Below are 24,341 nucleotides of genomic sequence, written 5' to 3'. Positions count from 1 at the left end.
CCCCCGTTCATACAAGGAGCGGGGCCAGAATGCCAGAGATGAGCGCACTTGATCCCCCGCTGCAAGGGACGCATGCTGGCCGCTATGACTTCGGACCATTCGAAAAACGATCAAACCTTGCGCGTCGCCGTGCTGATTACCCTGCTGGGTCAGCGCCAGGCGGGCGGGCATGTGCTGTGCTGGTTGCGTTGGGCCGAGGCGGCGGCGCGACTGCCTGCGGGTCTGCTGGATATGAGCATCCATCTGTTGGGGGATCGGGCGGGGCAGGAAGATTTGGCTGCGCATGTGCGTTTGGTGCGGCATAGGCCGGTTTTAGACACGCGCCTGTTGCGGCGTTTCTTGCATATGCCCGACCATACCGATCTGGCTCCGTATCACCCCGGCCTGGCCTGGGCATTGGCGCGATCCCGGCCGCATGTGATTCACACGACCGACGGTTTTTTCAGCTTTGCCCGCACGGCTCAAAGCGTGGCGCGGCGGCGGCACATTCCCTTGGTCAATTCGGTTCATACCGATACCCCGGCCTATACGCGCTTGTTCACCCGCACCGCCTTGCCAGGCGCGCTGGGCGCTTGGGTCGGGGAACGCGCCGCTCAAGGGCAGGAACGCAGCCTGGCTCGTCATCAAGCGGCATGCGCCCTGGCTATGGTATCGCGCGAGCAAGACGCGCAAGCGGCCCGCGCCGTCTTACCGCCCGAGAAAATCGCCTGGTTGCGCCTGGGTGTAGATAGGTCCCTGTTCAATCCTGCCCAGCGCGACCGGGCTGGGATCGAGGCGCGTTATGCGGTGCCGCCGGGACGGATGGTGATCCTGTTGGTTGGGCGCGTGGACGAAGGCAAGAATGTCGGCCTGATCCTCGATGCGCTGGAGCCTTTGATGCGCCAAGGCCTGCCCATACATCTGATCGCGGCGGGCGAGGGGCCGATGCGCGCATCCATCATGGCCCGTTTGCCCGGTCATGCCACTTGCCCCGGTTATGTGGCACCGGTTGATCTGGCGCGGCTTTATGCCAGCGCGGATATTTTTGTCTTACCTTCGGCCATCGAAACCTGGAGCTGCGTGGCCACCGAGGCCCTCGCCAGCGGCCTGCCGGTCCTGGCGGCGCAAGGCAGTGGCGTGGCGCGGTTCTTAAGCGAAGAAACGGGCGAGATGGCCGGGATCAACCTGCCCTCGGACGATCCCCAAGCGTGGAGCGCGGCCCTGGCCTTGATGGCAACCGATAACGCGCGACGGATATCCATGGGGCAGGCGGCTTATCGCATCGCTTCGACCGCCCTTGACGACTGGGATGCCACCTTGCAACAAGACTTACTGCCTGCATGGCGCCGCTCGGCGGGACGGTAAACAAACTTACGAATCAGTAACAGGCATTGTGCATTCCGGCTTTTTTTGAAATAGACAATGATGGGGTTATAAGCAATTATGGGTTGAGTTTTGTGACCTCAAACAGGGGGATAAAATGATGACAAATGCAGCCAAAAGCGTCGAAACCAACGATCAAGCGGACTGGGCATGGTGCGCGGGCTGTTATCGCTGCTTCTTGACGGACGAGATCAAGAAAAACGAGCAAGGCGTGAACTGCTGCCCCTACGATGATTGTAAGCACCGCGTCTACTCGATAAACTATTGGACATTATACCGGTTGGGCCGGGCGAATATTCCCGTGATTCCTGAACGGGGCAAGGTCTATGGCTTGTATGATAACATCGAAAGCGACACCTAGAAGCCGATTGTCCTTACCAGCGGCGCGTGACGGGGCGTTGTAAGCCGTGACGGAACGCATCCTGATTTTAGCGCCGCACCCGGATGACGAGATCGTCGCCTGTGGCGTGGCGGCGTGGCGGCTTTATCAGCAAGGCGCACAGGTCTTTGTGCGCTGGCTGACCGATGGCGTGATCCCTCTGGACGACATGTGGCTTTGGGATCGTCGCCGGCGTCCCGCCCAAGCGGTGCGGCGATTGGCGCAAGGGCGGCAAGCGGTGGCCATGATGGGCGCGCAGCTTTTAGAGCCGGACCCCAATCTTCCCGCGCGTGGCCTGTGGCGACAGATGGATGCGGTGGCAAAGAGTATTCAGGCCGATATCGCCGCGCATGCGCCCACGCAAATATGGGTGCCCGCCTATGAGGGCGGCAATCCCGACCATGACGCCTTGAACGCCATCGGCGCTTTCTTGGCCGGAGAAGGCCATGATCTGCGCGAATGCGCCGAATATCACTTTGCGGGCGGACGGGCGCACAGCCACAGTTTCGTGACGAAGCGTTCGGATGCACAGATACTGACTCTCACGCCCGAAGAACGCGCCTTTAAACGTCGTTGTTTGGACGCCTATGTCAGCGAAAAAGCCAATTTGGGTTATGTGAAACTGGAACAGGAAAGCTTGGCCACCCTGCATCCCGACACCTATGACTACACCCGCCCGCCGCATCCTGACACCGTGTGGTATGCGCGGCATCACTGGGTGCCCTTTCGTCACCCGCGCGTGGATTTTACGCGGCCCGAGCAAGTCTGCGCGGCAATCGGCGCATTCTTCGATCACCGCCGATAGGGCTTTAGCGTGCCGGGGGACAACATATTATCAACTCGGTAGATATCCGTACAAACCCTTTTCCATATCTACGTCACCATTATTCTTCCGTCGTCACACGATATTCTTCATCTGCCACGGGCGTATGAGAGGCCAAGGCGGCGCGCAGCGCATGCCATGCCAAGGTCGCGCATTTCACGCGCACCGGATAGGCCTGCACCCCTGCCAGCACATGCAACCGATCTTGTTGATCGGGCGTCAGATCGGCCAGCATGGCTTTGGCGTCTCCTCCGGTACATAGGGTATGCAACGCGTTGAACAGCTTTTGCGCCTGTTCGGGCGATGCGCCGCGCACCATATCGGTCATCAGCGAAGCCGAGGCCACCGCGATGGCGCATCCCGCGCCTTGAAACGCGGCGTCTTCGATGCGGCCATCCTCTCCCAATTTCAAGAACACGACCAATCGGTCGCCGCAGAGCGGATTATGCCCCAGCGCCTGATGATCGCACGGATCCAGAACCCGGAAATTGCGCGGGTGTTTGCCATGATCCAAGATCATGTCCTGATACAATTCGCGCAGATCGTCTTGCGGCACGGGGGCGTTGTTCCTTTCGGGGCGGCTTCTCTTGCGCTATAGCCCAATAGTCCGGGATGGGGAAAGCAATTTCGTCCCGGCCTTGGCGTCTTGGGCATGATAGACTGGCAGATCATAAATTTTCAGGTGCCCTATGACCGACTCTTTGCCTTTTCCGAACAAGCCCCTACCGATGCTGATTCATTTCGCGCGGCAGACTCCGTTGCTGGCGATGGGATTCATCCTGATCCCCCTTCTGTCGCAATCGCTGTATGCGTCATTGACCTATGCCACCAAACAGATCATCGACGCCTTGGGGACGCTGACTCCGCATGCCGATCGCGTCTGGACGGTTTTGACGCCGCCCTTGGCCCTATTCGTCGGCATTCTGCTGGTGCGGTTTGCGTTGACCTTCGTGCAATGGTTCGTGGCCTATCATCTGCGCTTTCCGTTGCTGGCGCGGATGCGCCGCGCCGTATTTGCCCATGTCCAGCGTCATGCCAATGGATGGTTCGATGACGAGCTTTCGGGCAAGATCGCGCATAAAGTGATGCTGCTGCCCGAACAGCTGATGAAGTTATACGAGCTTGCCGCCTGGGATTTCTTTCCGACACTGGCCACCTTGGCCGTCACCGGCGTTTTGATGATGCAGGCCGGATGGGGATTCGTGGTCGGGATTTGCCTGTGGGCGGTGGTCTATATTGGTTTTTGCGCATGGCGCGCCCGTTATTGCGCGATCCGCTCGGAGGACCACAACACGGCCAAGACGGCGGTCACGGGCCGCATCGTGGACGCCATCGCCAATATCCGTAACCTGATCACCTTTGCCCATCATGCCCAGGAAGACGCCTATCTGGGCGGCTATGTCGAGGACGAGAAATACCGCCGCCGACAAGTCTTTCTGGCCTATGCCAGCATGCGCGTGGGGCAATATATCCTGGATATCGTGCTGTGGCTGGGGATGTTCACGGGCGCGCTGTGGGCTTGGCAAGAGGGCCGGATGACCACGGGCGACGTGGTGATGATGGTGGGATTGGTGACCATTCTATCCAAGCAGATTTGGAACTTGGGCGAGGCGTTATCGGAAGTGATCGACAATTACGGCGCAGCGCGCGAGGCCACGCGCATGCTGATCATCCCGCACGAAATGCCGGATGCGCCCGGTGCGCGGGGATTAGAGATCAAGGGCGGCGAGATTCGCCTGGAAGACCTGCGCTTCGCATATCCCGACGGGGCCGTGGTGTTCGATGGAATGCGCCTGACGATCCCTGCCGGGCAAAAGCTGGGCCTGGTGGGGGCCAGCGGCGTGGGGAAAAGCACCTTGGTGTCCTTGCTGCTGCGCCTGTATGACGTCAGCGGTGGACGCATCTTGATCGATGGGCAGGATATTCGCGGCGTGACGCAAGAAAGTCTGCGCGGCCAGATCGCCTTGATCCCGCAAGACACCACCTTGTTTCACCGCAGCTTGCGCGAGAATATCGGTTATGGACGTCCCAGCGCCAGCGAGGCTGATATCCGCCATGCGGCACATGCCGCGCATGCGCATGAATTCATCGACAAACTGCCCCAAGGCTATGACAGCATGGTGGGCGAGCGCGGCGTGAAGCTATCAGGCGGGCAGCGTCAGCGTCTGGCGGTGGCGCGCGCGTTACTGAAAGACGCGCCAATCCTGATTCTGGACGAGGCCACCTCGGCCCTGGACAGCGAGTCGGAAGCCGCGATCCAAGATTCCCTGAAACTGGCCATGCAAGGCCGCACCGTGGTGGCGATCGCCCATCGCCTAAGCACCATCATGCATTTGGATCGCCTGGTGGTGTTGGACCAAGGCGGCATCGTCGAGGACGGCACCCATGCCCAATTGCTGGCCAAAGGCGGAATCTATGCCGGCCTATGGCGGCGACAATCGGGAGGGTTCTTGCAAGAAGACGGGCAGAATTTACCGGCGGAACCGGACGATGCCGATCAGGTCCTGACGGTCCCCGCTCAGCGCGTCATTGACGAAGAAAGCGAGACGGCGCGCGAATAGCCGCGCTGGTACCAGATCAAGGCGGGCGCATCGGTCCCCAAGGCCAAAGCCAGGACATGGCCCACGAAAATATCATGGTCGCCGGCCTCGTGCCGGGCGTGACGGCGGCATTCGATCCAACCCAATGCCCCTGCCAGCAACGGCACGCCAGTGGCCGAAGGATGCAGCGCCACCCCGTCCCAATCTTGTCCGCCGCGTTGGGCAAACCGGTCGGATAGAGCGGATTGCTCGGCCGAAAGCAGGCTGATCCCCCATGAATCGCAAGCACGGAAAGCGGAATAGACGCTGGCCGTATGCGCCAAACAGGTCAGCACCAAGGGCGGCTCGAGCGACACAGAGCATAGAGCGCTGACGGTCACCCCGATGGGCGCATCCGAGCCGGTACATGTGGCCATCACCGCCACGCCGCCCGCCAAACGCGCCAAAACATCCCGAAACGCGTCGGAAGAGGGGGAAACAAGGTCAGCAGACATGTTTCGTGCGCCTATTCCATGCCCAATGCGGATTTATATAAGTCTAACAAGGCCTCTTGCTCGGCCCGCGCCGAGGGGTCCAGGCGGCGCAAACGCACCAACTGCCGCAAGATGCGAGCGTCAAACCCGTTGCCTTTGGCTTCGGAATACACCTCGCGCACCTGGGCGGCCACCTCGGCTTTTTCGTCTTCCAGGCGTTCGATCCGTTCAATCACGCTTTTCAATTGCGCCGCGCCGACTGCGGCCGATTTTACATTACTCGTCACTGGATTCGTGCCCCCGCCATGCCTTGGAACGGCCCCGACCGGAACCGCGCCGCGCGAGGCTACGCCATGAAGCCGCAACGGGCAAGGCCCCCGCTTGCCTTAAAGTCTCGGTCTTTGATCATTCCTCGGTCGATCTTGGTCATACTCTCTTCACAATTGTGTAGGATATTGATATCCTGGATAGGTTATCGAATCGTCCTGCCTCTCAATCGCTCACTCTCGCTTAAGGGGAACTCTTATGCTCTTGCGCATCATGGCCCTGGCCTTGGCCCTCCTGACGCTCCCCCTAGCCGGAGCCATGGCCGTGCCGGTAAGAGATGAAGCGCCGTTTAATGAGAGTCCGATTTTGATGATGAATGGTGCGTGCAAACAAAAGGTTACTTGCTCGAATTTATCACGGCAATCTCGGCAAATTATATCATCTGCGAATGAGTGTATGCGTGAACGCTTTAGAGCAAAGAAGAACATGTTGTCAGAGTTCCGTAGTTCTGGGGACTTTGAGAATTGTGCTGTGCCAGGCGGAGGAGATTATGTGCTTAATCAACAGAAGCTGGCGAGCTGGGGAGTTTGTTGCGTTAAACAGCAAGGTGATGCATGTCAGCTGATTTGTGGCTTGTACATGAGTCCTAAGGCAGTTCAATAAGCTGAAATGCAGCTCTGGGGCCAGATTTCTCGTTATATCTTTGCGGGTGAGCGTGTTGAGAGAAATGGCATGGCCCTAAGAGTTTGCGTTGTCTGATTAATGCGAGTTATTATCCGGTGTAGCATGAGCGAATCGTTCCAATTCACTTTGTGTGTTGCCGGGCAGTGGGATGCCGGCAGAAGTTGAACACCAACAGGCTAGGGCGTCATGTGGCTTTTCTTCTACCTCTACGTCTTGCTGGCGATTATCGCTGCCTTCTTTGAGGTGTGGCTGTGGCCTCTGGGGCGTCCAAATAACCAGGCGCCTGCGGGCAAGGCCATGGTGGTTTGGCACCGGGCGGTGGTCAGTTTTGCGCAAAATACTCCGCTATTGGGGGCATCTTCCACAGACGTGATCGCGACGCCGGCAATATATGGCGGCTTGAGCGACTCAAGGCTTGTGAATTTCATGTGCGGTAGCCCGGTTCCGGCACCGAATTGTGGGCGCAATCTAGCATTGGGTATCCCAGACGAACTGAATCGTAAATGGAATAGTGCTGTGTACCGCTATAACCCGGGCGACCCGACGGATGCACGGCGCGTTGTCGCCACATGGGTGGCTCCTCCTCCAGCCAGTAGCTCCGTCTCGGATGGAGCAATATACCTATGGGGTCTGACCCAGGCAGAGCTCTCAGGGCAGCTGCAAAAGGCGGGGGGGCTATTGTCTTCTGTGGGAATTGTTGAGGCGGCAACTTCAGCGAACTGCGTCCGCGCATGCTTGCCCGGAGAGAACACATCGGCTTGCCTGCCGGCTGCCATACGCGGCACGCGTAATTGCCTTAGGGTAAGATTTATGACGCCGACTAATTATACAGTAGGCTCGGGCACATATATCATCTATCCGCTTCCCCCTGGTGCCGCAGCTGCACCAGCGGGTTCCGTTGCCATCGTCTCCTTCGGAGGTTAATCCCATGCGTAAGACACACTCCATCACATCCCAGTCCGGTTTTACGCTGGTGGAACTGGCCATCGTTCTGGCTATCGCGGGCCTGTTATTCGCAGGTATATGGGGTCTCATCGCCAGCGGCCAGCAACAATTGCGCGCCAAGCAGGAGGCGGACAATATTCGTCAGATCATTGAAGCGACACGCACATTCTTGGCCGGGGCGGCCAATCCAAGCACTCCTGGCGGCAGTTGGGCCAGAACTCCGTCTTTGCTCGCTCCGGGTGCGGTTCGAGAGATTGTCATTGGTCCGGCGACGGGTTCAATCCCTGATCGGACGTTAATCGGCGGTGGATTCTTGCCTAATTCTCCGGGTGGGGCTACCAATGTGTTCCCGTATTCGGGGGGATACACCGGGCAACGCTATCGTGTGGTGGCTCAGCGACTACAGACCAGTCCAGCGTTGCTTCCAACAGACAATGCCACATTCCGCTGGCGTTTTATGGTGGTAACGCAACCAGACCCTGTGGTGCCTGTTGCAGACCGTGAATTGATTGAGGATAAGCAGGGCGGCACCATCTCCGCCATGCTGGGATCTGAGGGCGGTTTTATGTATAGCCAGCCCTTTGGCCAGTGCCTAGCTAACCGTGCGTGTGGCACGGGTGCTGCATGGATTGAAGACGTGACGTCGAATTGGTCTCCTTTGGCTTTTAATGCGGGCCATATGGCCGCGCGAGTCCAAATGTCGCCGGATATAGATACGTCTTCTCCCTGGTTGGCACGATTGAATATAGGTATTCCGGAATATAATAGGATGTTCACGACATTGGACATGAATAACAATAATTTGTCTAATATCAAGGAAGTCACGCAGAATGATGGATCTGGTTTCTCTTTGTCCATCAGAGGTGGAGCGTTACAAACGGTCAATGCAAATACGACGAGCGACTTTAGTGGTGGAGCGTGGAAGTTCTTTCGCGGAGCAGGCGACACATTGGCCGTGATCTCCGTGTCGGATGCTGATCCTCTAAATCCTGACGTAACCAATCCTGTCTTTAATGTAGCTGGTGCCGGTACGGCGACACGCTGGACAGCTGTCGAATTCATCTACAATTCCGATGCCCGGCTCAAAACCGATATTAAGCCGATCGAGGGGGCGTTGGATAAGCTGTTGCAGATCCGCGGCGACACTTTTAACTGGAAGAAAGACGGCAAGCCGGGCGTGGGCTTGATTGCCCAAGACGTGGAAAAGGTGTTTCCGGAATTGGTCACCACCACGGGCAAGGACGGCATGAAGGGTGTGCAATATGGCAACCTTGTTGCGCCGATCATCGAGGCCTTGCGTCAGATAAAGGAGGAAAACGATGCCCTGCGTGCGCGTCTTGAAAAGCTGGAGGCTCCCGCCGCGCAGTAAGTCTGTGGCGGAGGGGTTTTCTTCCCGCCGTGATGCTCAAACGGCCCCGCGCCTCCTCGCCTTCTACGGTCGGGACATAGGCGCGGGGCTTTTTCTTGAGGTGCCCTTATAGGGGCGCTATAGTCAGGCCATATTATTTCCATACAGGTTGAAGTGTCTGAAATTCAGCACAGGCGGGAATGACAAGTGATGGATGCCCGCCTGCGCGGGCATGACTCGTTGAGAGGTTGGTATCACAAAAAGCGTTGAATGCTTGTGAAAATCCCGTTCTTTCCCTTGTCACGGGAGTCATCCTCGCGAAGGCGAGGGTCCATCTCCTATCCTTGACGATGGAACTGATGGTCCTGACATATCACTCCCATACAGGCTGATGGGGAAATTAATCGAACTGAGTATAACAGGCAGACGCCTCCCAAGCGTTTCAAGAGATCATCGCGGAAAGCTTCTTTTGCGAGGCAAAGAACGCGCGCTATTTGCGCCCGATCCTAAAGGAAATGGGGGCATTCACGACAGGCGTGGGGGGCGTTCCGTCGGGGGCGGCGGCTTCGGGCTCTGCGTCGGTTTTATCCAGCTCGGTTTCGGGAATATCGCGCAGCACGCCCAGGCGGCGCGCCACCTCTTGATACGCCTCGGCCACGCGGCCCAGGTCGCGGCTGAATCGGTCTTTATCAAGTCGCTCGCCGCTGGTTACGTCCCATAGACGGCAGGTATCGGGACTGATTTCATCGCCCAGCATGATCTGCATGTCGTCGGCGTCCCATAGGCGGCCAAACTCCATGCGAAAATCGATCAGTCGCAGCCCCGCGCCCAGGAAATGCCCCATCAGGTAATCATTCACCCGCAAGGCCAGGGACATGAACTCGTCCACCTCATGCGCGCCCGCCCAGCCAAAGGCGGTGATATGCTCGTCCGAGACCATCGGATCGCCCAGCTCGGGCGATTTATAATAAAACTCCACCACCGAGCGCGGCAGGGCCGTGCCCTCCTCGATGCCAAAGCGGCGGGCGAAAGATCCGGCGGCGGCGTTGCGCACCACCACCTCGATGGGGATCATCTCTAACCGGCGGATGATCTGTTCGCGCATGTTCAAACGGCGCACGAAATGCGTCGGCACGCCGATATCGCTCAAGCGCATCATCAGGAATTCGGAAATGCGGTTGTTCAGGACGCCCTTGCCCGTCACGGTGCCCTTTTTCTGATCGTTCAGCGCCGTGGCATCGTCCTTGAAATACTGGATCAAGGTACCCGGCTCGGGGCCTTCGAACAGAACTTTGGACTTGCCCTCATAGATGCGGCGGCGGCGGATCATAATCGGTCGTTTCTCGCATAAAGGGTCAAGCCGAGGGCGCGCGGCCCTTGAGATTGTATCATAACGTTGCTAGGCTTGACGAAGCAATCCCCGCGTAATAGGACTATATATAGTCCTATTTAAGATTGAAGACAAATCATGCAGTTAGATAAGAATACAGCGACTGCGGAACAAAATGCCGCCATAACTCCGCCCTCTGAGGGGACGGAGGGATTAGGCCTGCGCGAGTCGATCATCACGGCGCTCAAAACCGTGCGCGACCCGGAAATCCCGGTCAATATCTATGATTTGGGTTTGATTTACGGCATAGACCTATCCCCCAGCGCGGATGGCCAGGGCCAGAACGTGTCGATCACCATGACTCTGACGGCACCCGGCTGTCCCGTGGCGGGTGAGATGCCCGAGATGGTCCGTCAAGCCTCGCTCACGGTAGAGGGGGTGGCCGCCAGTCAGGTGGCCTTGGTTTGGGATCCTCCCTGGACCCCTGCCCGCATGTCGGACGAAGCGCGCCTTAGCCTGAATATGTTTTAAGAAGAAGGATTCCCCCCATCATGCCAAGCCCCGCTTTACCGCCGCCCATCATTGTCACCGAAACCGCTGCCCGCCGCGTGGCCGAATTGCTGGCGAGGCGCGACCCGCCCGCGACGGCCTTGCTGCTAGGCGTGGGAAATAAGGGATGTTCGGGTTTGTCCTATACGATGACCTATGTGGATCAGATTCCCCCCCATGCCGATGTGGTGGAATGCCACGGCGCACGCATTGCCCTGGACCCTGCGGCCAGTTTGTACCTCATCGGGACCACCATGGACTGGAAAGAAGACAAGCTGCGTGCCGGTTTTGTCTTTCTCAACCCGAATGAGACCGGAAAATGCGGCTGCGGGGAAAGCTTCTCGGTGGCGGGGGGATAAGAAGGCGGCGCTGTCTAGCCAAACAGATGCTGCGTGGCCACGAGCATGCCATAGAGAATGGATGAGCCGAGCAGCAGATTGAAGAAGAGTCCGGCCACGCCCAGCACCAATCCCAGGATCACAAAAAGCCCGTCACGCTCGATCAAGCCCAGCGACAGGATCGCAATGGGGATCGCCAGCACCAGATTGCCAAACGGAATCGGCAACACCATCATGGAAGCCAACAGGCAAATGGCAAAGCCGATGACCCTTACGCCCCATCGGCGCGTAAGGGCAGGAAGGCGCGGATGAATCCACCGATGGAAGCGGCCATAGCGCGCCTCGGCTTGGTCGCACACATACAAAATTTCCTGCTTACGGATGCCACGGCGGAGAAGGAAGGGAGGAATCCAGGGGTTTTCGCGCCCCAGCAGCAATTGCAGCGCCACCAAGGCCAAGGGCAAACCAAAAATGAACGACAACAGCGGCAAGGGCAAGGGGATCAGATTGGGCAAGTTCAGCGTGACCATCAAGATGCCATAGCCGCGTCGCCCCAGCCCTTTGGAAAATGCCTCGACGCTGATTCTCTCATCGGGCGAGTCATGCGCAATCATCCGCAACGTATCAAAAACTGTCTGCGGCCTGTCGCTATAGGGCGTCAATGGCATGATGGGACTTTCTAGATCGGTCGGATGATAGGGCGACGCCAAGACTACCACCTTGTGCGCTCTATCCCAGCATTTCCGTGTCGGATTTAATAAAATCGGTATCTGTCGGCATACAGAACACCCTCCGTTTAATGTGGTGCTGATGTTCAAGTTTTGAAAGGATCTTTTTGCATATCCTAGACTTTATGCGAGGGATCATCATCTGCCCTGGCCGATGGCCTTGGATCAGCCATAGTGGCCTAATAGCGGCGCAGGGCCAATACCGCGTTCAGGCCGCCGAAGGCGAAGGAATTGGACAGGGCGGTCTTCATGCCGGGCATGGGACGCGCCTCGTTGGCCACGATATCCAAATCGCATTCGGGGTCTGGCCCTTGGAAACCCAGCGTCGGCGGTGCCACGCCCTCGCGCAGGGCCATGACCGTGGCGATGAATTCCAGCGCGCCGGCACCGCCCAAGGCGTGACCGAACGAGGATTTGCAGGCCGAGACGGCGATGTTCTTCGTATGAGCCTCGAACACCATATGCATGGCGGCGGATTCGGTGGTGTCGTTCAGGCGCGTGCCGGTGCCGTGGGCGTTGATATGGTCCACGTCCTGCGGGTTCAGTCCGGCGTCGCGCAGGGCCAAACGCATGGCGCGGGTCGAGCCATTGGCGTCGGGCGTGGTGATGTCGCGCGCGTCCGAACTCATGCCGAAACCGGCCAGATGCGCCAGAATATGCGCGCCGCGCGCCTTGGCATCGCTTTCTCGCTCTAACACGACGACCGCCGCGCCTTCGCCCAGCACCATCCCGGCGCGGCCGGTCGAGAACGGGCGGCAGGTGTCGGGGGCCATGACGCGCAAAGCTTCCCAGCCCTTGAGCGTGCCAAAGGTCAAGCAAGCCTCGGACCCGCCCGTCACCGCCGCGCGGACCGCGCCCGAGCGGACCATCTGATACGCGACGCCGATGGCGTGGGTCGATGACGCGCAGGCGCTGGCCACCGTAAAGCCCGGCCCCGTGATGCCCATATCCATGCTGATCTGGCTGCCGGCGGCATTGGCCATCAAACGTGGCACGGTAAAGGGATGCACCCGCACATTGGGCCGGTCGCTGGTCATCAGCTTGGTATAGGATTCTTCCAACGTCGTTTGGCCGCCCACGCCCGTGCCCATGATGCACGCGGTTTGCTCGGCCAAATCGGATTGGCCAAGCGGCAGGCCGGATTGGGCCACTGCCTCGCGCGCGGCCACCACGGCCATCTGGCTGAATCTGTCCAGCAAAGGCAGTTTGCGCGGATCGAAATGCTTGGCAGGGTCAAAGTCGTGGATTTCGGCGGCGACGGCGTTGGTCAGCCCTTCGGTATTGATGTTACGGATAGGGCCGATGGCGCAGCGGCCAGCCGTCAATGCCGACCAAAAAGACGGCACATCAAGGCCCAAGGGCGACACAACGCCAAGGCCGGTGACGACGACGGATTCGCTCATCCCGCATGATCCTTTATCAATGACGGCCCAGGCTTAGGCCTTTTTGGCGGCAACCAGTTTCTCCACGGCGGAGATCACCTCGCCCACCGTTTGAAACTCGACCTTGGAGTCGTTGGCGTTGAAGGGAATTTGGATGCCGAACTTATCTTCCAGCGCGAAGACGATTTCCACAACGTCCAGCGAACTGATTTGCAGATCGGTCAGCTTCGCCTCGGGCAAAAGCTTGGCACGGTCCACCATGGCCTTGGACGCCACGATATCCAAAATGTCATCTGTGATGTTGCTCATCGTTCCTGATCCTGTTGTCAGACACTGCGCCCCAAAGGGCAGGTACTCTTGCTAGCCTTTTTCCGGCGGCGGCTCAAGTCGCTGTACTCTTTGTTCCATATCAGATACTTTCTCGAAGAGCGTATGCAAGCGTCGCAGATCGATCAATTGCTGCAAAGCCTTGTCGCGCGGCATGGCGGGATAGCCGACCACGACGGTTTGCGCGGCGATATGACCGCCAACCCGTGATCCGCCCATTAGAACGGCATCGTTACCAACTTTGAGATGATCCGCAAGGCCGGAACCGCCGCCGATGACCACCCGGTCGCCGATGACCGTGCTGCCCGCGATACCCGATTGGCCGCAGATCATGCATGTGTCGCCGATGCGGACATTGTGGCCAATCTGAACCAGATTGTCGATTTTGGTGGCGTTGCCGATCACCGTATCGGCCAGGGTGCCGCGATCGATGCAGGCATTGGCGCCGATCTCGACATCGTCGCCGATCACCACGGTGCCCAGAGAAGCGATACGCAAAAGCCGTGTATTGGTCGCCTGCACTGTACCGGTGGCCTTGGCGGTTTCCACGCTGCCCGCCTCGGGCGTGACAAAGCTGAATCCATCCGCGCCGATCACGGCATTGGCATGGATGATGACGCGCGCGCCGATACGCACCCGCTCGCCAACGCGCACACCCGGATGCACCAGGCCATCGGGGCCAAGCTGGGCGTCGCGCCCGATGCTGATCTGGGACAACAGAACGGCGCGCTCGCCGATCACAGCCCCCGGCCCGACATAACAGCCTGGCCCGATGGACACGTCTTGGCCGATTTGGGCAGTGGCGTCCACAATGGCAGAAGGGTGAATGCCCGGCAAAGCGTAGGGCGTCAGGGCAAAAAGCTGGGTCAATCCCGATAAAGCCAGGCGCGGACGCGCGACGAAGATCACGGCCTTCATCTTGGCCAGCTCGGGACGATCCTTGGCGCTCTCATGCACCATGGCGGATTGGGCAGGACATTCCGCCAGCAGGGGCAGAAGATCATCGGCCATGGCCACGGCCAGGTCATCGGGGGTCTGGGCTGCCGCCGGATGGACGGGGCGGCGAATGGTCAATGCGCCGTCGCCTGTCCAGGCCGCATCGAGGGCCTTGGCGATGTGTGCAAGGGAAAGTGCGGAGGACATGAGACCTTTTTCGACGGGATGTGACGGATAGGGCGGTGGACGCCGGACCGGTTTATGTCATACACCAATTCCAGCTCATTCCCCACAGCTTCTTGCGGACAGGCTCTCATCCGATGGCTCCATTGACATCTTCCCCTTCTTATCCGGTCCTGCGGTTGCGTCAGGGCGGCCACAAGCGCTTGGTGGCGGGGCATCCGTGGCTGTATTCCAACGAGATCGAGATGGACGCGCCAGCCAAGGCTTTGCCGCCGGGCGGGTTGGTGCGCTTGGCGGCGGCGGGGGGCGAGGCTTTGGGCGTGGCGGGTTTCAATCCGCACAGCCTGATCGCGGCGCGCCGCTTGACCCCCGATCCGGGGGCCTGCGTGGATCGTGATTTTGTGCGAGTGCGACTGGCGGCGGCCTTGGCACTACGCGAAACCTTGTTCGATACGCCCTATTACCGCTGGGTCCATGCCGAGGCCGATTCCTTGCCGGGGCTTGTGCTGGATCGTTATGGCTCGGTCATCGTGGGCCAAGCCAACACCGCCACCATGAGGCTGCTGGCCCCTCAGATCGAGGCGGCGGTGCAAGACCTTGTCAGTCCCCAAGCCATGATCTGGCGTAACGACTCGCCCGTCTCACGGCTGGAGGGGCTGGAAGAAGAAGAGCGCATGGCCTTTGGGCAGATTCCCGCCGATCTTGAGATCGAAGAGAATGGCGGCCATTTCCGCGTCGATCCGCAAGACGGCCAGAAAACCGGATGGTTCTTCGATCAACGCGACAACCGCGCCTTGGTGGCCCGTATGGCCAAGGGCCGCACGCTATTGGACCTCTACAGCTTCGCGGGCGGCTTTGGGGTGACGGCGGCCCGAATGGGCGCGGCACGGGTGGTCGGGGTGGACGCCTCGGCCCATGCGGTGGAACTGGCCAACGGCAACGCTGTTCGCAACGACGTGTCGGGACACTGCCAGTTCATCAAGGCCGAGGCTTTCGACTATCTGGAACAGGCCTTTGCCGCTGGGGTGCGCTTTGAGATGGTCAGCGCCGATCCGCCCGCCTTCGTACGCAGCCGCAAGGATTTGAACGCCGGCGCGCGCGGTTATCGCAAACTGACGCGGTTATGCGCGATGCTGGTCTCGCCCGGCGGCTTTTTGTTTCTGGCCTCGTGCAGCCATCATGTGCCACCCGAGCTGCTCTTGGAGCAGGCCGCGCGGGGCCTGCATGACGCCGGACGCCAAGCCCGCTTATTGCGCCAGACGGGGGCAGGGATGGATCATCCCGTACACCCGCAATTACCTGAATCCGCCTATCTCAAAGGACTTCTCTTTGCCTTGGATTGATAGAATGCATACAGGCGCATGCATTCGCGTCATGCCTTCTTAAACCATGTCTCACTAGCATATCCCCTGAAGTTCAAAGGCGCGGTCATGGAATCCGCGCAAAGGAAAAGGGGATATATCAGTTTTGTCTCATGGCATGCCATCTGGCTCATCATATATATGGCCTCGGAGTTGGATCATCAGCGGAGCCTTGCTTTTGGCGTTGATGCTGGGACTTGGCCTATTTTTGCAGCAACAACATGGCAAGGCCGTGGACTCCGCGAACGCTCTTTTCGAGTACGAGGTAAACGAAACCGTAGAGTCGCTGAGCGATCATCTCGAAACCTACCAGACGATCTTGGAATCGCTGCGCGGCGTGGCGCGAATCGTTCCCCCGGTTACATCGGGTTCTTGGAAGAGTTTTTTTGACAGTTTTAACAGCCGTGAACATTCTCCCGAATGGTTGGCCGCAGGCGTCATCGGGGAAAGACCGTTCTGGACGAGGCTGGGCAGCCCTATGCCGGATGAATTTGGCGTGACCGATCAACTTGTTGAGGAAATTCGGAGCAAGGCTAGATGCGGGATCGCGGCGATGGGTTATGAGATCGTGCCCAAGCAGCATCCTGGCCTGATGCTGTATGTGGAACCAGTGGGGGATGGCTTTCCAGATTGCGTGGCCTTGCTGGTTGATGCTCGGCGTTTGCTACAGGATCAGACAATCCCGCGCATCCACCAGATACTGATGACAGCGCGCATGGAGAATGCAGGACAGCCTTTTTTCGAGACGCTGGATGGGCGGCAGACGCCCCCACGCAGCGTGATAGGGCGTTTCGCCACGCATCGCCGTATACAGGCCATGGGGTGGCGCTGGGATATTTCCTTTATCTCCACCAAGGCCTTCGACCATAGAACCATTCTCCAAGGGATGGATGGCGTGTATCTGGTCGTGTCGTTTGTGGTCGGCCTGTTGGTTTGGGGGATTATTGCGCTGGCGCTGGCAGCGCATGGCCGCGTTTGCTCCATGGCTAAGAATACGGCCTCGGCCTTGCTTGCGCGCGAAGGGCAGTTGGAAGATGAGAGAAGCCGTGCGGAATATGCGCAACGCTGCTTCCAGATTATCTTGCGGCATTTGCCCGATCCGGTGTTGATCCGTAATGCCGATTACAGCCTCAGGGATTGCAACGATGCCTTGTGTGTATTTCTAGGGCTTCCTTTGGGGAGTTTATTGGCCGGCGATCATCCCGAAAATTATTTGATCGATGAGGATGCCGTCTTCCTGCGCGCCGAGCATGAGCGTGTGTTGGAGCAAGGCTCTTCATCCGCCTTGCGTGAAGTGACTTTGCGGTCGGGCGCAATAAAACGCCTTCTCGATTTACACGGCTCACGCATCGTTTTGCCCGGCGCGGATGTGGTGATCGTGACTATAACCCGCGATGTGACCGAAGACCGCCAGCGCCAGCAGGCTTTGGTGGCGGCCCGCGACGAGGCTGAAACGGCCAACCGCACTAAGAGCGAATTCCTGGCGAATATGAGCCACGAGATTCGCACGCCACTTAACAGCATCATGGGCATGGCACAATTGCTGGAGATGAATATTCAAGAGCCGAATTCGTTGGAATATTGTCGCACGATCTTGGATTCGTCGCAGCATCTCTTGGATATTATCAATGACATTCTTGATATCGCCAAGGTCGAATCCGGGCGTATGAATCTTGAGAATCTGGCTTTTTCCTTGAGGGGGATCGTTGCTGATCTGGTGGCGACGCATCGCCTGGCGGTCAGTCAAAAGCGTCTGGAGTTCCTTATATCCCTTGGGGCAGATGTGCCGGATGTGCTGGTGGGCGATGTGGTGCGACTGCGGCAGATCGTCAGTAATCTGCTGAGCAATGCCATCAAATTCACAGATAAGGGGCATGTCCTGCTGGAGGTGCGCCGTTTGCCTGAGATGGTGGTCGGGGATGGACGCAGCATGTTCCGCTTTGCTGTTCATGACACCGGCATTGGTATACCTGAAGATAAGCAACCTCTTTTGTTTGAGAAATTCGTGCAAGCCGACAGTTCGATCACGCGCGTCTATGGTGGCACGGGTCTGGGCCTGACGCTGGTCAAGAGACTGGCGGAGATGATGGGGGGTGGGGTGGAGTTTTACAGTGTGCAAGACGGCGGCAGTCAATTTGCGGCGCGCGTGCCGTTCATGGTCGCGGCTGTTCAGGCTGCCGACGTGCCTGAATGGCCGCTGACCTCACCATCGGCGGCGCGCGTATGGGTTCTCCATGCCTATCCGTTTTCCCATGAGATTCTAGGCGACATGCTAAGCGACCTGGGGGTCGAAACGCGATTCGCCCTGTCGTGCGATTCTTTGATAGATGGCCTTGGACGGGATTCTCGAGACGGCGCACGGGTGGATGCCGTTCTGGTCGACGATGCGCATGGTTTGTTGAATAGACAGACCTTGATTCAACGTTTGATCCCATTGTTCGAGGAAGGTTTTTGTCCTCCTGTGGTGATGATGGTGGCATCTGGCGATGCGCAAGCTACAAAGGCAGAACAAGGGCCTGTGATTGTTAAGCCTGTTCTGCCCACATCTTTGTGCCAAGTCTTGTCCGGTTTGCACGGTCAGCCTGTACAGATCAAATCCACACGGAAAGTGGATGACAGGGGCGTGGATGCGAATGAGTCTTGTGCTAGTGCGCCGCCGCAGGATTATGTGCTGGTGGTCGATGATGATCCGTTTTCACAAAAAATCGTCCGGCAGGTGCTGCATCGGATGAACTTGGCAAGCGTTAATGCCAGCAACGGTCACGAGGCTTTGGAGGCTATCCGGTGTGCGCGGCCTTCCCTGATCGTGATGGATATTAACATGCCGCATCTGACTGGGCTTGATGTCACGCGGCAACTTCGTAGTCAGGAGGCCGAGCAGAGGCTTTCCCCTATTCCCATCCTTGCCCTGACGGCCAAGGCCATGCAGGGCGACCGAGAGCTATGTTTACGCGCTGGGATGAACGACTATTTATCTAAGCCAGTTCTGTTGCCGGAATTGCAAAGAAAAATCGCCCATCTAATTAGCGGGAAGAATTAAACGCTAGATTGATAACCTCTTATTAATATATATTCTTCAGGTTGTATATGTCCTCGTCTGTCTATGGGCTCTTTCATGATGAACGACTCGCCTTCTTTGCCGGCTTCTGCCTCAGTTCACGAGATACTAAGGCGCTGGATGGAATTATCGGAGCTGGAGAAACGCAGCTTTATGGCGTTGGCTCATGAGTTAAGCGATGTATCGGATTTTGTCGAGAAAAGCGCCATCACTCTGGGCGAGCAATTCACGCGCCTGGCCAGCTCGGCCCAAACGCAGATTCAAAGCACCGAGAAGATTCTGGATATCGCGGGAGGCATTGAGTATGACGGCCAGCGCATCCGTATGAGCGATGTGACCGATATGGCCGATACGCTCCTCAATGACATCATCTCGTCGATCTATCTGTTGTCGAAGAACGCCATGACCATGGTCTATGGTCTGGATGACGTGGTGCTGGCCCTGGATGACGTGAAAACATCCATGACCGGCATTCAACGCATCAACCGTCAGACCAATTTCTTGGCCTTGAACGCCGCCATCGAGGCGCAACGCGCGGGCAAGGCGGGTAGGACTTTTAAGGTGGTGGCGGACGAGGTGCGCGATCTGTCGCGCTCGACCAACCAGTTGTCGCTGTCCATCACCCGGCATGTCGGCGTGGTGGCCGATGGCGTCGAACGCAATAGGCAGATGCTGAAAGATATCGCCACTATTGATCTGTCGCCGTATCTGGCATCCAAGGATCGCTTGAAAAAACTGAATTCTCTGCTCGCGGAGCAAAGCGAGGAATTGGGCGAGATGGTGCGGCATGTGGAAGAGGGTATCGGCGCGTTCTCAAGCACCGTCGCGCAGATGATCACCGACATGCAATTTCAAGACCGAGCGCGTCAGCATCTGGGGCATGTGGTGGAGGTGTTGGGGGTTCTGGGCGAGGCCATCGCCGCCATGCAAGGCCAAGCCTATCAATATGCCCCGGAGGGCAGCGGAGCAATTATTCTGGATTCCGGCACGCTGGAGCGTCTGTCAGAAGTGTGCAAGCTATCGCAGTTGCGCCGGCAGTTTCTGGATGCGGTTGTGCAAGATGGTTGCCCACCATCGGGGGGATCCTCTCTGGCCGGGGCCGACACCTCGGGCAGCGTGGAACTCTTTTAGAACAAGGGGAAGATTGCGGCCATGCGCTACGACACAGAACAACACGGCGACGGTCTCCGGCTTCGGTTGCGAGATCGGTTTACCTTTGCGGATTATCCGGCCTTCCGCCATCTATGCACCGACATTGAGCGGGGCGGGGCGCTACGGATTGAGATCAATGTATCAGAGATGGAGTTCCTGGATTCCTCGGCCATCGGCATGCTGCTTATTCTTCACGACGAAACGGCTACACGCCAAGGCAAGCTGACCATCATTCACCCGCGCGGCCAGGTTAGGCGCGCCCTGGAGATTGCAGCGGCCAAGACCCTTTTGAACATCGTGTTGGGACCGGAGAGCGAGGAAGATCATCATGGCGGATAATGCTGTTCTCTCGCTTTATAGCGGCTGCGTACGTTTGGATCCTCCCGTGACGGACGAGGCTTTGGCAGAATTAGCGAATGGCTCTTGGCGCCTGGCCTACGAAGGTCATGACTCCAGCACGATGCAAGGTGTGGAGATCACCGAGGACGGATTGACCCTGATCGTCAGCACAGCCAGCGCTTGGCGCTGCTCTCTGGCACGAGCAGTGGCAGGATTGCTGGCCCAAAGACTGGGAAATGTGACAGGCGGCGTGGTGGACGATATGGAGCTGGCCTTGCATGAGGCTATCTGCAATGCCGTCTTCCACGGCAATTTGGACATGGATGAAACCACGCGTGTGACGCCAGCCGCTATGGATTTTTATCATCAGCACGCCCAAGAGCGTTTGGCCGATCCGCGTCTGGCCGCACGTCGCGTCATCATTCGGGCATCTTGGACCGAGGACGACATCACTTTGACCATCCAAGACGAAGGGACAGGCGAAGGACTGCAGCGTTTACGTGCCAAAAGCTGCGATCCCTGCTACGCCAGCCAGCGTCTAGGTGGACATGGCTTGCGGCTGATGCAAAGCCTGACGCAGGCCCTGGTCATAGATCCGGCACGGCGCCGTGTGATTTTGGTATTTTCGCGCCTAGGGGCTCAGATCGATCAAGATACGCAGCGCGTGACGCACCGTCTGGTTTCGACTTCAGATGGATTGGTCTCGCAGGAGGATCTGGACGCTTGCCACATTGTGGTCGTGGACGACGTGGCCGCCAACGTGCAGATGATCGGTCGGTTTCTGCGCGAGGCGGGTTGGTCACGCATCACTCATGCGCGCGACGGCGAGCAGGCCCTGGCGTTGCTGGGGGCAGGGCCGGTCGATCTGGTGCTGCTGGACGTGGCCATGCCCGGCATAGACGGATTCGAAGTCTGCCGTCGTATCCGTCAGGATATGCATCTTGTCGATCTGCCGGTGGTGATGCAAACGGCCTTCACGGGGATGCGCGAACGCCAGCAAGCCTTTGCCTGCGGGGCCACGGATTATGTCACTAAGCCCCTTGATTATACCGAACTCACCGCGCGATTGCGCGTGCATTTGGCCAAACGCCTGTTGATTCGGACCTTGCGCGCCTATCATGATCGTTTGGCGCGCGACCTGGACTTGGCTCGCGCCATGCAGTGCGAGGCTCTTCCTTCGTCCTCACAGATACAAGCGATTGGCGAGGTCTTGCCTGTGCAGGTGCAGGGCGTGTACCAGCCCTGCTCGGAACTGGCCGGAGATGTGTGGGGCGTGGAAGCCCTCCCCGGCGGCTTGTGCAGCCTGTTTCTGGCGGATGTCAGCGGCCATGGCGTAGGCGCGGCCATCAACGCCTTTCGTCTGCAAACGCTTATTCGCCTGGAGAGTGCAACTATTCGCCGCGACCCGGCGCGCATGCTGGATTCGCTGAATCGGCAATTGGCCGACATGCTGCATCCCGGGCAGTTCGTGGCCATGTTCTACGGGGTGGTGGACACCGCTGCCCATACGCTGCATTGGTCCGCGGCAGGAATGCCCGATCCCGTGCTACGTATCTCTTCTTCTGTGCCCACGCGTACGCTGGACGCCAGCGGAGTGCCGCTGGGAATGCGTCCGCATAGCCAATATCATTCCCAGACAACGGCTTTCCCTCCTGGATCGTATCTTTTGCTCTATAGCGATGCTTTGCTGGAAACCGGAACGAAGACCGGAGACTATCCCACCGCAGCCATGGTGGCTCAATGGCTGGACCGGCAAGATCCCTTCGCCACGCCGCAGGCAGTTCTAGATGCGCTGCTCGGCCACTCGTTGCTGGGCGGCGCTCACCTGACTCCCCAGGACGATTTAACCATGGTTTGTTTGCGACATGAATAGGCATGGTCGGCAATAGACGCCGGCACAGCCCGCCCCTGTCCGTGAAAATGGCTGCATCTCGTGGCAAAGACTGCTAAAAAGAGCTACGGTAATCCGCCATGAGATGACAAAGGGGTATCCTTGGTTATGCCTGTCTTTCAAATTCGCGGGATGCGCGGCGCGACAATCGTGCTGCTTGGGGTTCTGGCAACTGGGTGCGAGCCGCCCTCATGGGTGCCTATCGTGGAGTCCCCGGGCATCACCGGGGCCAGGCATTTGAACATAATGGAAAGCGAGGGACTGTTGCATCCGTCACCGCTTCCCGTGTTCCGCCTTTCACCCACGCCGCCGCCGTCGCCGTTGGTCGAGGCGTTCCCGGGCTATGTGCCGCCTTATATGGCATGGCGCGTTGGACATTGGGAATGGAGCGAGCAAGGTTATGTGTGGCAGACAGGACAATGGGTAAAACGTCCGCATCCCACGGCGGTGTTGGTGCCCGACCGTTGGTATCCGCATAAGTTTGGATGGGCCTTTGCGTCCGCGTATTGGCAGTAACCGCCACCCACAGGCGTGCCATAGACGCGCGGTGTGTTGCGCGGCCTTTCTGCTGTTGATCCTGGATGTGATGGGGGCGCCTAAGGCGGCGCATGCTTCATCCAGCCTGTATTATGCTCCACCTGAACAGATCAGCGTCGGTCTATCGGTCATGTTTCGTGGCTATGCCAAGGTGCTGGGCCTGTTCCGGCAGGGCAGTGCGCGCTTTCTGTTCGATCCCGAGAGCAGGATGGTCTCGCGCTTCACATTGGTGCTGGATGCAGGCAGCCTGGATTTCTCCAATGTACAGCATCGCCAGGATTGGCTGTCCGCCGATATGCTCGCTGCGGCGCAATTTCCCGAGATCGTCCTCTCCACAGCCAACACACCGCAAAGCGTGACTCGTCAAGGGGGGCCGCTGGAGGGAACGTTGTCTTTGCGCGGCACGACAAAACCCGTCACCGCCCAAATTCGCTTTAACAAGGCGGCGGATGTGGCAGATAGCCAAAGCTGGCTCGGTCGTCCCGATAACGCCGTCGGACTCTCCATGATCGTGCGACTACGCCGCAGCGATTTCGGATTCGACAAAGGTCTTGACAAAGAATGGTTCGGGAACGAATTAGAGATGGTGATCGAGATCGAAGCCACAAGGCAGGATTGAAGCGCCATGTCATCGGTATTGGGCCATACGGAAACATTCATCGACAAGGTTTCCTCGGCCAAGACGATTGATGCCGTTTTTGACGCTTTGCGTGAGCAGGTCGATCGGCTGGGATTCGCGCATTTTTGCTATTATCTGATCCGTCCGCCGCAAGAAGGCATGGGAGGTGTGGTCATCTCCTCGTATCCCCATGATTGGCGCGTACGTTACCGAGAACGCTGCTATGCCAAACATGATTTGGCCTTGATCAGCGCCAATGAGAGCCTTTTGCCGGTGGATTGGGACAAGCTGAAAAAGAATCCGCGCATCACATCCACCCAGACTCTCATTTTTACCGAGGCGGCCTCGGTAGGTATCCGCTCGGGCGGGACGGTTTCAATTCGTGGGCCTGGTCATGGCCTGGCCAGCTTCAGCGTCTCGACCGCGCAAAATGACGGGTCTTTTGCCAAATTATGGGCCGAGTATCGACACGAAGTCCATCTGATGGCCACCTACGCCCATGAGAAGATCATGAGCATTCTGCTAAGCCAGCCACAGAATCGTGACAAGGTCGTGCGCCTAAGCCAACGGGAAAAGGAATGCCTGTTATGGGCCGCGCGGGGCAAGACCAATTGGGAAACCGCCGCCATCTTGGGGATCACCAGCAATACCGTGTCCGAACATATCCGCCATATCACCCGCAAAATGGGCGTCTATCACAAAACCCATGCCGTCGCCCGCGCCATCATGGATGGGTTGATCGCGCCATAAGGAATTTTCCGTTGTTGAAGCCTTGGGAACCAAGGCGCGC

Annotated in this window: 24 protein-coding genes; 16 read left to right on the top strand and 8 right to left on the bottom strand. The window is 58.4% G+C overall.

From position 1 onward, the window contains the following. Positions 1 to 72: 72 nt before the first annotated feature. The 3 genes from IPI58_04110 to IPI58_04100 all read left to right on the top strand — a co-directional run bounded on the left by IPI58_04110 (position 73) and on the right by IPI58_04100 (position 2,546). A complete protein-coding gene (locus tag IPI58_04110) occupies positions 73 to 1,344 on the top strand; it encodes a glycosyltransferase (GenBank protein ID QQR69837.1) in 1,272 nt (423 codons plus the stop codon). Between the two features lie 115 nt (positions 1,345 to 1,459). Continuing rightward, positions 1,460 to 1,723 (top strand): hypothetical protein, encoded by a 264-nt coding sequence (locus IPI58_04105; protein QQR69836.1) that lies wholly within the window; start codon positions 1,460 to 1,462, stop codon positions 1,721 to 1,723. A 46-nt stretch (positions 1,724 to 1,769) separates the two neighbouring features. After that, positions 1,770 to 2,546, top strand: coding sequence for a PIG-L family deacetylase (locus tag IPI58_04100; protein ID QQR69835.1), 777 nt, complete (start codon positions 1,770 to 1,772; stop codon positions 2,544 to 2,546). A gap of 79 nt (positions 2,547 to 2,625) precedes the next feature. Here the strand turns inward: IPI58_04100 and IPI58_04095 are convergent, their stop codons facing one another. Then, the gene (locus IPI58_04095) at positions 2,626 to 3,120 is read right to left on the bottom strand and encodes an SUF system NifU family Fe-S cluster assembly protein (protein ID QQR69834.1); all 495 of its coding nucleotides are present in this window, start codon (positions 3,118 to 3,120) and stop codon (positions 2,626 to 2,628) included. A gap of 133 nt (positions 3,121 to 3,253) precedes the next feature. Between IPI58_04095 and IPI58_04090 the strand changes: the two genes are divergently transcribed. Beyond that, entirely contained in the window at positions 3,254 to 5,125 is a 1,872-nt protein-coding gene (locus IPI58_04090) for an ABC transporter ATP-binding protein (protein QQR69833.1), read from the top strand. Here the strand turns inward: IPI58_04090 and IPI58_04085 are convergent. Together IPI58_04085 and IPI58_04080 are read right to left on the bottom strand one after the other, a co-directional pair. Continuing rightward, entirely contained in the window at positions 5,083 to 5,598 is a 516-nt protein-coding gene (locus IPI58_04085; GenBank protein QQR69832.1) for a flavin reductase family protein, read from the bottom strand. The genes IPI58_04090 and IPI58_04085 overlap by 43 nt on opposite strands. 11 nt (positions 5,599 to 5,609) lie before the next feature. Next, entirely contained in the window at positions 5,610 to 5,864 is a 255-nt protein-coding gene (locus IPI58_04080; GenBank protein QQR69831.1) for a DUF2312 domain-containing protein, read from the bottom strand. A 238-nt stretch (positions 5,865 to 6,102) separates the two neighbouring features. Between IPI58_04080 and IPI58_04075 the strand changes: the two genes are divergently transcribed. Together IPI58_04075 and IPI58_04070 are read left to right on the top strand one after the other, a co-directional pair. After that, entirely contained in the window at positions 6,103 to 6,507 is a 405-nt protein-coding gene (locus IPI58_04075) for a hypothetical protein (protein QQR69830.1), read from the top strand. Positions 6,508 to 7,456: 949 nt separating this feature from the next. Next, positions 7,457 to 8,842 (top strand): tail fiber domain-containing protein, encoded by a 1,386-nt coding sequence (locus IPI58_04070; protein ID QQR70040.1) that lies wholly within the window; start codon positions 7,457 to 7,459, stop codon positions 8,840 to 8,842. A 469-nt stretch (positions 8,843 to 9,311) separates the two neighbouring features. Here IPI58_04070 and IPI58_04065 read toward each other — a convergent pair whose 3' ends face one another. Next, the gene (locus IPI58_04065; protein QQR69829.1) at positions 9,312 to 10,151 is read right to left on the bottom strand and encodes a phosphoribosylaminoimidazolesuccinocarboxamide synthase; all 840 of its coding nucleotides are present in this window, start codon (positions 10,149 to 10,151) and stop codon (positions 9,312 to 9,314) included. 138 nt (positions 10,152 to 10,289) lie between these two features. On the opposite strand from IPI58_04065, the gene IPI58_04060 reads away from it, so the two are divergent. Then, positions 10,290 to 10,682, top strand: a complete 393-nt coding sequence (locus IPI58_04060) for a DUF59 domain-containing protein (GenBank protein ID QQR69828.1) — start codon at positions 10,290 to 10,292, stop codon at positions 10,680 to 10,682. A 20-nt stretch (positions 10,683 to 10,702) separates the two neighbouring features. After that, positions 10,703 to 11,059: an iron-sulfur cluster assembly accessory protein gene (locus tag IPI58_04055; GenBank protein ID QQR69827.1), complete on the top strand. Its 357-nt coding sequence runs from the start codon at positions 10,703 to 10,705 to the stop codon at positions 11,057 to 11,059. A 14-nt stretch (positions 11,060 to 11,073) separates the two neighbouring features. Here the strand turns inward: IPI58_04055 and IPI58_04050 are convergent, their stop codons facing one another. From IPI58_04050 to lpxD, 4 genes are all read right to left on the bottom strand, one after another. Then, positions 11,074 to 11,748, bottom strand: coding sequence for an exopolysaccharide biosynthesis protein (locus IPI58_04050; GenBank protein QQR69826.1), 675 nt, complete (start codon positions 11,746 to 11,748; stop codon positions 11,074 to 11,076). A 197-nt stretch (positions 11,749 to 11,945) separates the two neighbouring features. Continuing rightward, on the bottom strand, positions 11,946 to 13,169 hold the full coding sequence (locus IPI58_04045) for a beta-ketoacyl-[acyl-carrier-protein] synthase family protein (protein QQR69825.1): 1,224 nt from the start codon (positions 13,167 to 13,169) through the stop codon (positions 11,946 to 11,948). Between the two features lie 33 nt (positions 13,170 to 13,202). Further along, positions 13,203 to 13,457 carry an acyl carrier protein gene (locus IPI58_04040; GenBank protein QQR69824.1) on the bottom strand — a complete coding sequence of 85 codons (255 nt, stop codon included), beginning with the start codon at positions 13,455 to 13,457 and terminating at the stop codon, positions 13,203 to 13,205. A gap of 51 nt (positions 13,458 to 13,508) precedes the next feature. Beyond that, the gene (lpxD, locus tag IPI58_04035) at positions 13,509 to 14,618 is read right to left on the bottom strand and encodes a UDP-3-O-(3-hydroxymyristoyl)glucosamine N-acyltransferase (protein ID QQR69823.1); all 1,110 of its coding nucleotides are present in this window, start codon (positions 14,616 to 14,618) and stop codon (positions 13,509 to 13,511) included. A 113-nt stretch (positions 14,619 to 14,731) separates the two neighbouring features. Between lpxD and IPI58_04030 the strand changes: the two genes are divergently transcribed. From IPI58_04030 to IPI58_03995, 8 genes are all read left to right on the top strand, one after another. Beyond that, positions 14,732 to 15,937, top strand: coding sequence for a class I SAM-dependent rRNA methyltransferase (locus IPI58_04030; protein ID QQR69822.1), 1,206 nt, complete (start codon positions 14,732 to 14,734; stop codon positions 15,935 to 15,937). 190 nt (positions 15,938 to 16,127) lie between these two features. Further along, a complete protein-coding gene (locus tag IPI58_04025; GenBank protein ID QQR69821.1) occupies positions 16,128 to 18,995 on the top strand; it encodes a response regulator in 2,868 nt (955 codons plus the stop codon). Between the two features lie 138 nt (positions 18,996 to 19,133). Continuing rightward, positions 19,134 to 20,144 (top strand): hypothetical protein, encoded by a 1,011-nt coding sequence (locus IPI58_04020; protein QQR69820.1) that lies wholly within the window; start codon positions 19,134 to 19,136, stop codon positions 20,142 to 20,144. Between the two features lie 21 nt (positions 20,145 to 20,165). Beyond that, positions 20,166 to 20,504, top strand: a complete 339-nt coding sequence (locus tag IPI58_04015) for an STAS domain-containing protein (GenBank protein QQR69819.1) — start codon at positions 20,166 to 20,168, stop codon at positions 20,502 to 20,504. Then, positions 20,494 to 22,377, top strand: a complete 1,884-nt coding sequence (locus IPI58_04010; protein QQR69818.1) for a SpoIIE family protein phosphatase — start codon at positions 20,494 to 20,496, stop codon at positions 22,375 to 22,377. The genes IPI58_04015 and IPI58_04010 overlap by 11 nt, the downstream gene beginning before the upstream one ends. 126 nt (positions 22,378 to 22,503) lie before the next feature. After that, positions 22,504 to 22,911: a hypothetical protein gene (locus tag IPI58_04005; GenBank protein QQR69817.1), complete on the top strand. Its 408-nt coding sequence runs from the start codon at positions 22,504 to 22,506 to the stop codon at positions 22,909 to 22,911. Continuing rightward, on the top strand, positions 22,889 to 23,551 hold the full coding sequence (locus tag IPI58_04000) for a YceI family protein (protein ID QQR69816.1): 663 nt from the start codon (positions 22,889 to 22,891) through the stop codon (positions 23,549 to 23,551). The genes IPI58_04005 and IPI58_04000 overlap by 23 nt, the downstream gene beginning before the upstream one ends. A 6-nt stretch (positions 23,552 to 23,557) precedes the next feature. Further along, positions 23,558 to 24,301, top strand: coding sequence for a LuxR family transcriptional regulator (locus IPI58_03995; protein QQR69815.1), 744 nt, complete (start codon positions 23,558 to 23,560; stop codon positions 24,299 to 24,301). Positions 24,302 to 24,341 lie beyond the last annotated feature (40 nt).

The organism is Alphaproteobacteria bacterium (genome assembly GCA_016699305.1).
Classification (GTDB): Bacteria; Pseudomonadota; Alphaproteobacteria.
The sequence above is the reverse complement of the archived record's forward strand: the minus strand, read 5'-3'. Positions and strand labels throughout refer to the sequence as shown.

Bases quoted from the DNA above. Each gene is read 5' to 3' on its own strand.
- IPI58_04030 (QQR69822.1), top strand. From the start codon at position 14,732: ATGGCTCCATTGACATCTTCCCCTTCTTATCCGGTCCTGCGGTTGCGT.
- IPI58_04105 (QQR69836.1), top strand. From the start codon at position 1,460: ATGATGACAAATGCAGCCAAAAGCGTCGAAACCAACGATCAAGCGGAC.
- IPI58_04060 (QQR69828.1), top strand. From the start codon at position 10,290: ATGCAGTTAGATAAGAATACAGCGACTGCGGAACAAAATGCCGCCATA.
- IPI58_04015 (QQR69819.1), top strand. From the start codon at position 20,166: ATGCGCTACGACACAGAACAACACGGCGACGGTCTCCGGCTTCGGTTG.
- IPI58_04110 (QQR69837.1), top strand. From the start codon at position 73: ATGCTGGCCGCTATGACTTCGGACCATTCGAAAAACGATCAAACCTTG.
- IPI58_04085 (QQR69832.1), bottom strand. From the start codon at position 5,598: ATGTCTGCTGACCTTGTTTCCCCCTCTTCCGACGCGTTTCGGGATGTT.
- IPI58_04055 (QQR69827.1), top strand. From the start codon at position 10,703: ATGCCAAGCCCCGCTTTACCGCCGCCCATCATTGTCACCGAAACCGCT.
- IPI58_04090 (QQR69833.1), top strand. From the start codon at position 3,254: ATGACCGACTCTTTGCCTTTTCCGAACAAGCCCCTACCGATGCTGATT.
- lpxD (QQR69823.1), bottom strand. From the start codon at position 14,618: ATGTCCTCCGCACTTTCCCTTGCACACATCGCCAAGGCCCTCGATGCG.
- IPI58_04070 (QQR70040.1), top strand. From the start codon at position 7,457: ATGCGTAAGACACACTCCATCACATCCCAGTCCGGTTTTACGCTGGTG.
- IPI58_04045 (QQR69825.1), bottom strand. From the start codon at position 13,169: ATGAGCGAATCCGTCGTCGTCACCGGCCTTGGCGTTGTGTCGCCCTTG.
- IPI58_04020 (QQR69820.1), top strand. From the start codon at position 19,134: ATGGAATTATCGGAGCTGGAGAAACGCAGCTTTATGGCGTTGGCTCAT.
- IPI58_03995 (QQR69815.1), top strand. From the start codon at position 23,558: ATGTCATCGGTATTGGGCCATACGGAAACATTCATCGACAAGGTTTCC.
- IPI58_04040 (QQR69824.1), bottom strand. From the start codon at position 13,457: ATGAGCAACATCACAGATGACATTTTGGATATCGTGGCGTCCAAGGCC.
- IPI58_04075 (QQR69830.1), top strand. From the start codon at position 6,103: ATGCTCTTGCGCATCATGGCCCTGGCCTTGGCCCTCCTGACGCTCCCC.
- IPI58_04065 (QQR69829.1), bottom strand. From the start codon at position 10,151: ATGATCCGCCGCCGCCGCATCTATGAGGGCAAGTCCAAAGTTCTGTTC.
- IPI58_04010 (QQR69818.1), top strand. From the start codon at position 20,494: ATGGCGGATAATGCTGTTCTCTCGCTTTATAGCGGCTGCGTACGTTTG.
- IPI58_04005 (QQR69817.1), top strand. From the start codon at position 22,504: ATGCCTGTCTTTCAAATTCGCGGGATGCGCGGCGCGACAATCGTGCTG.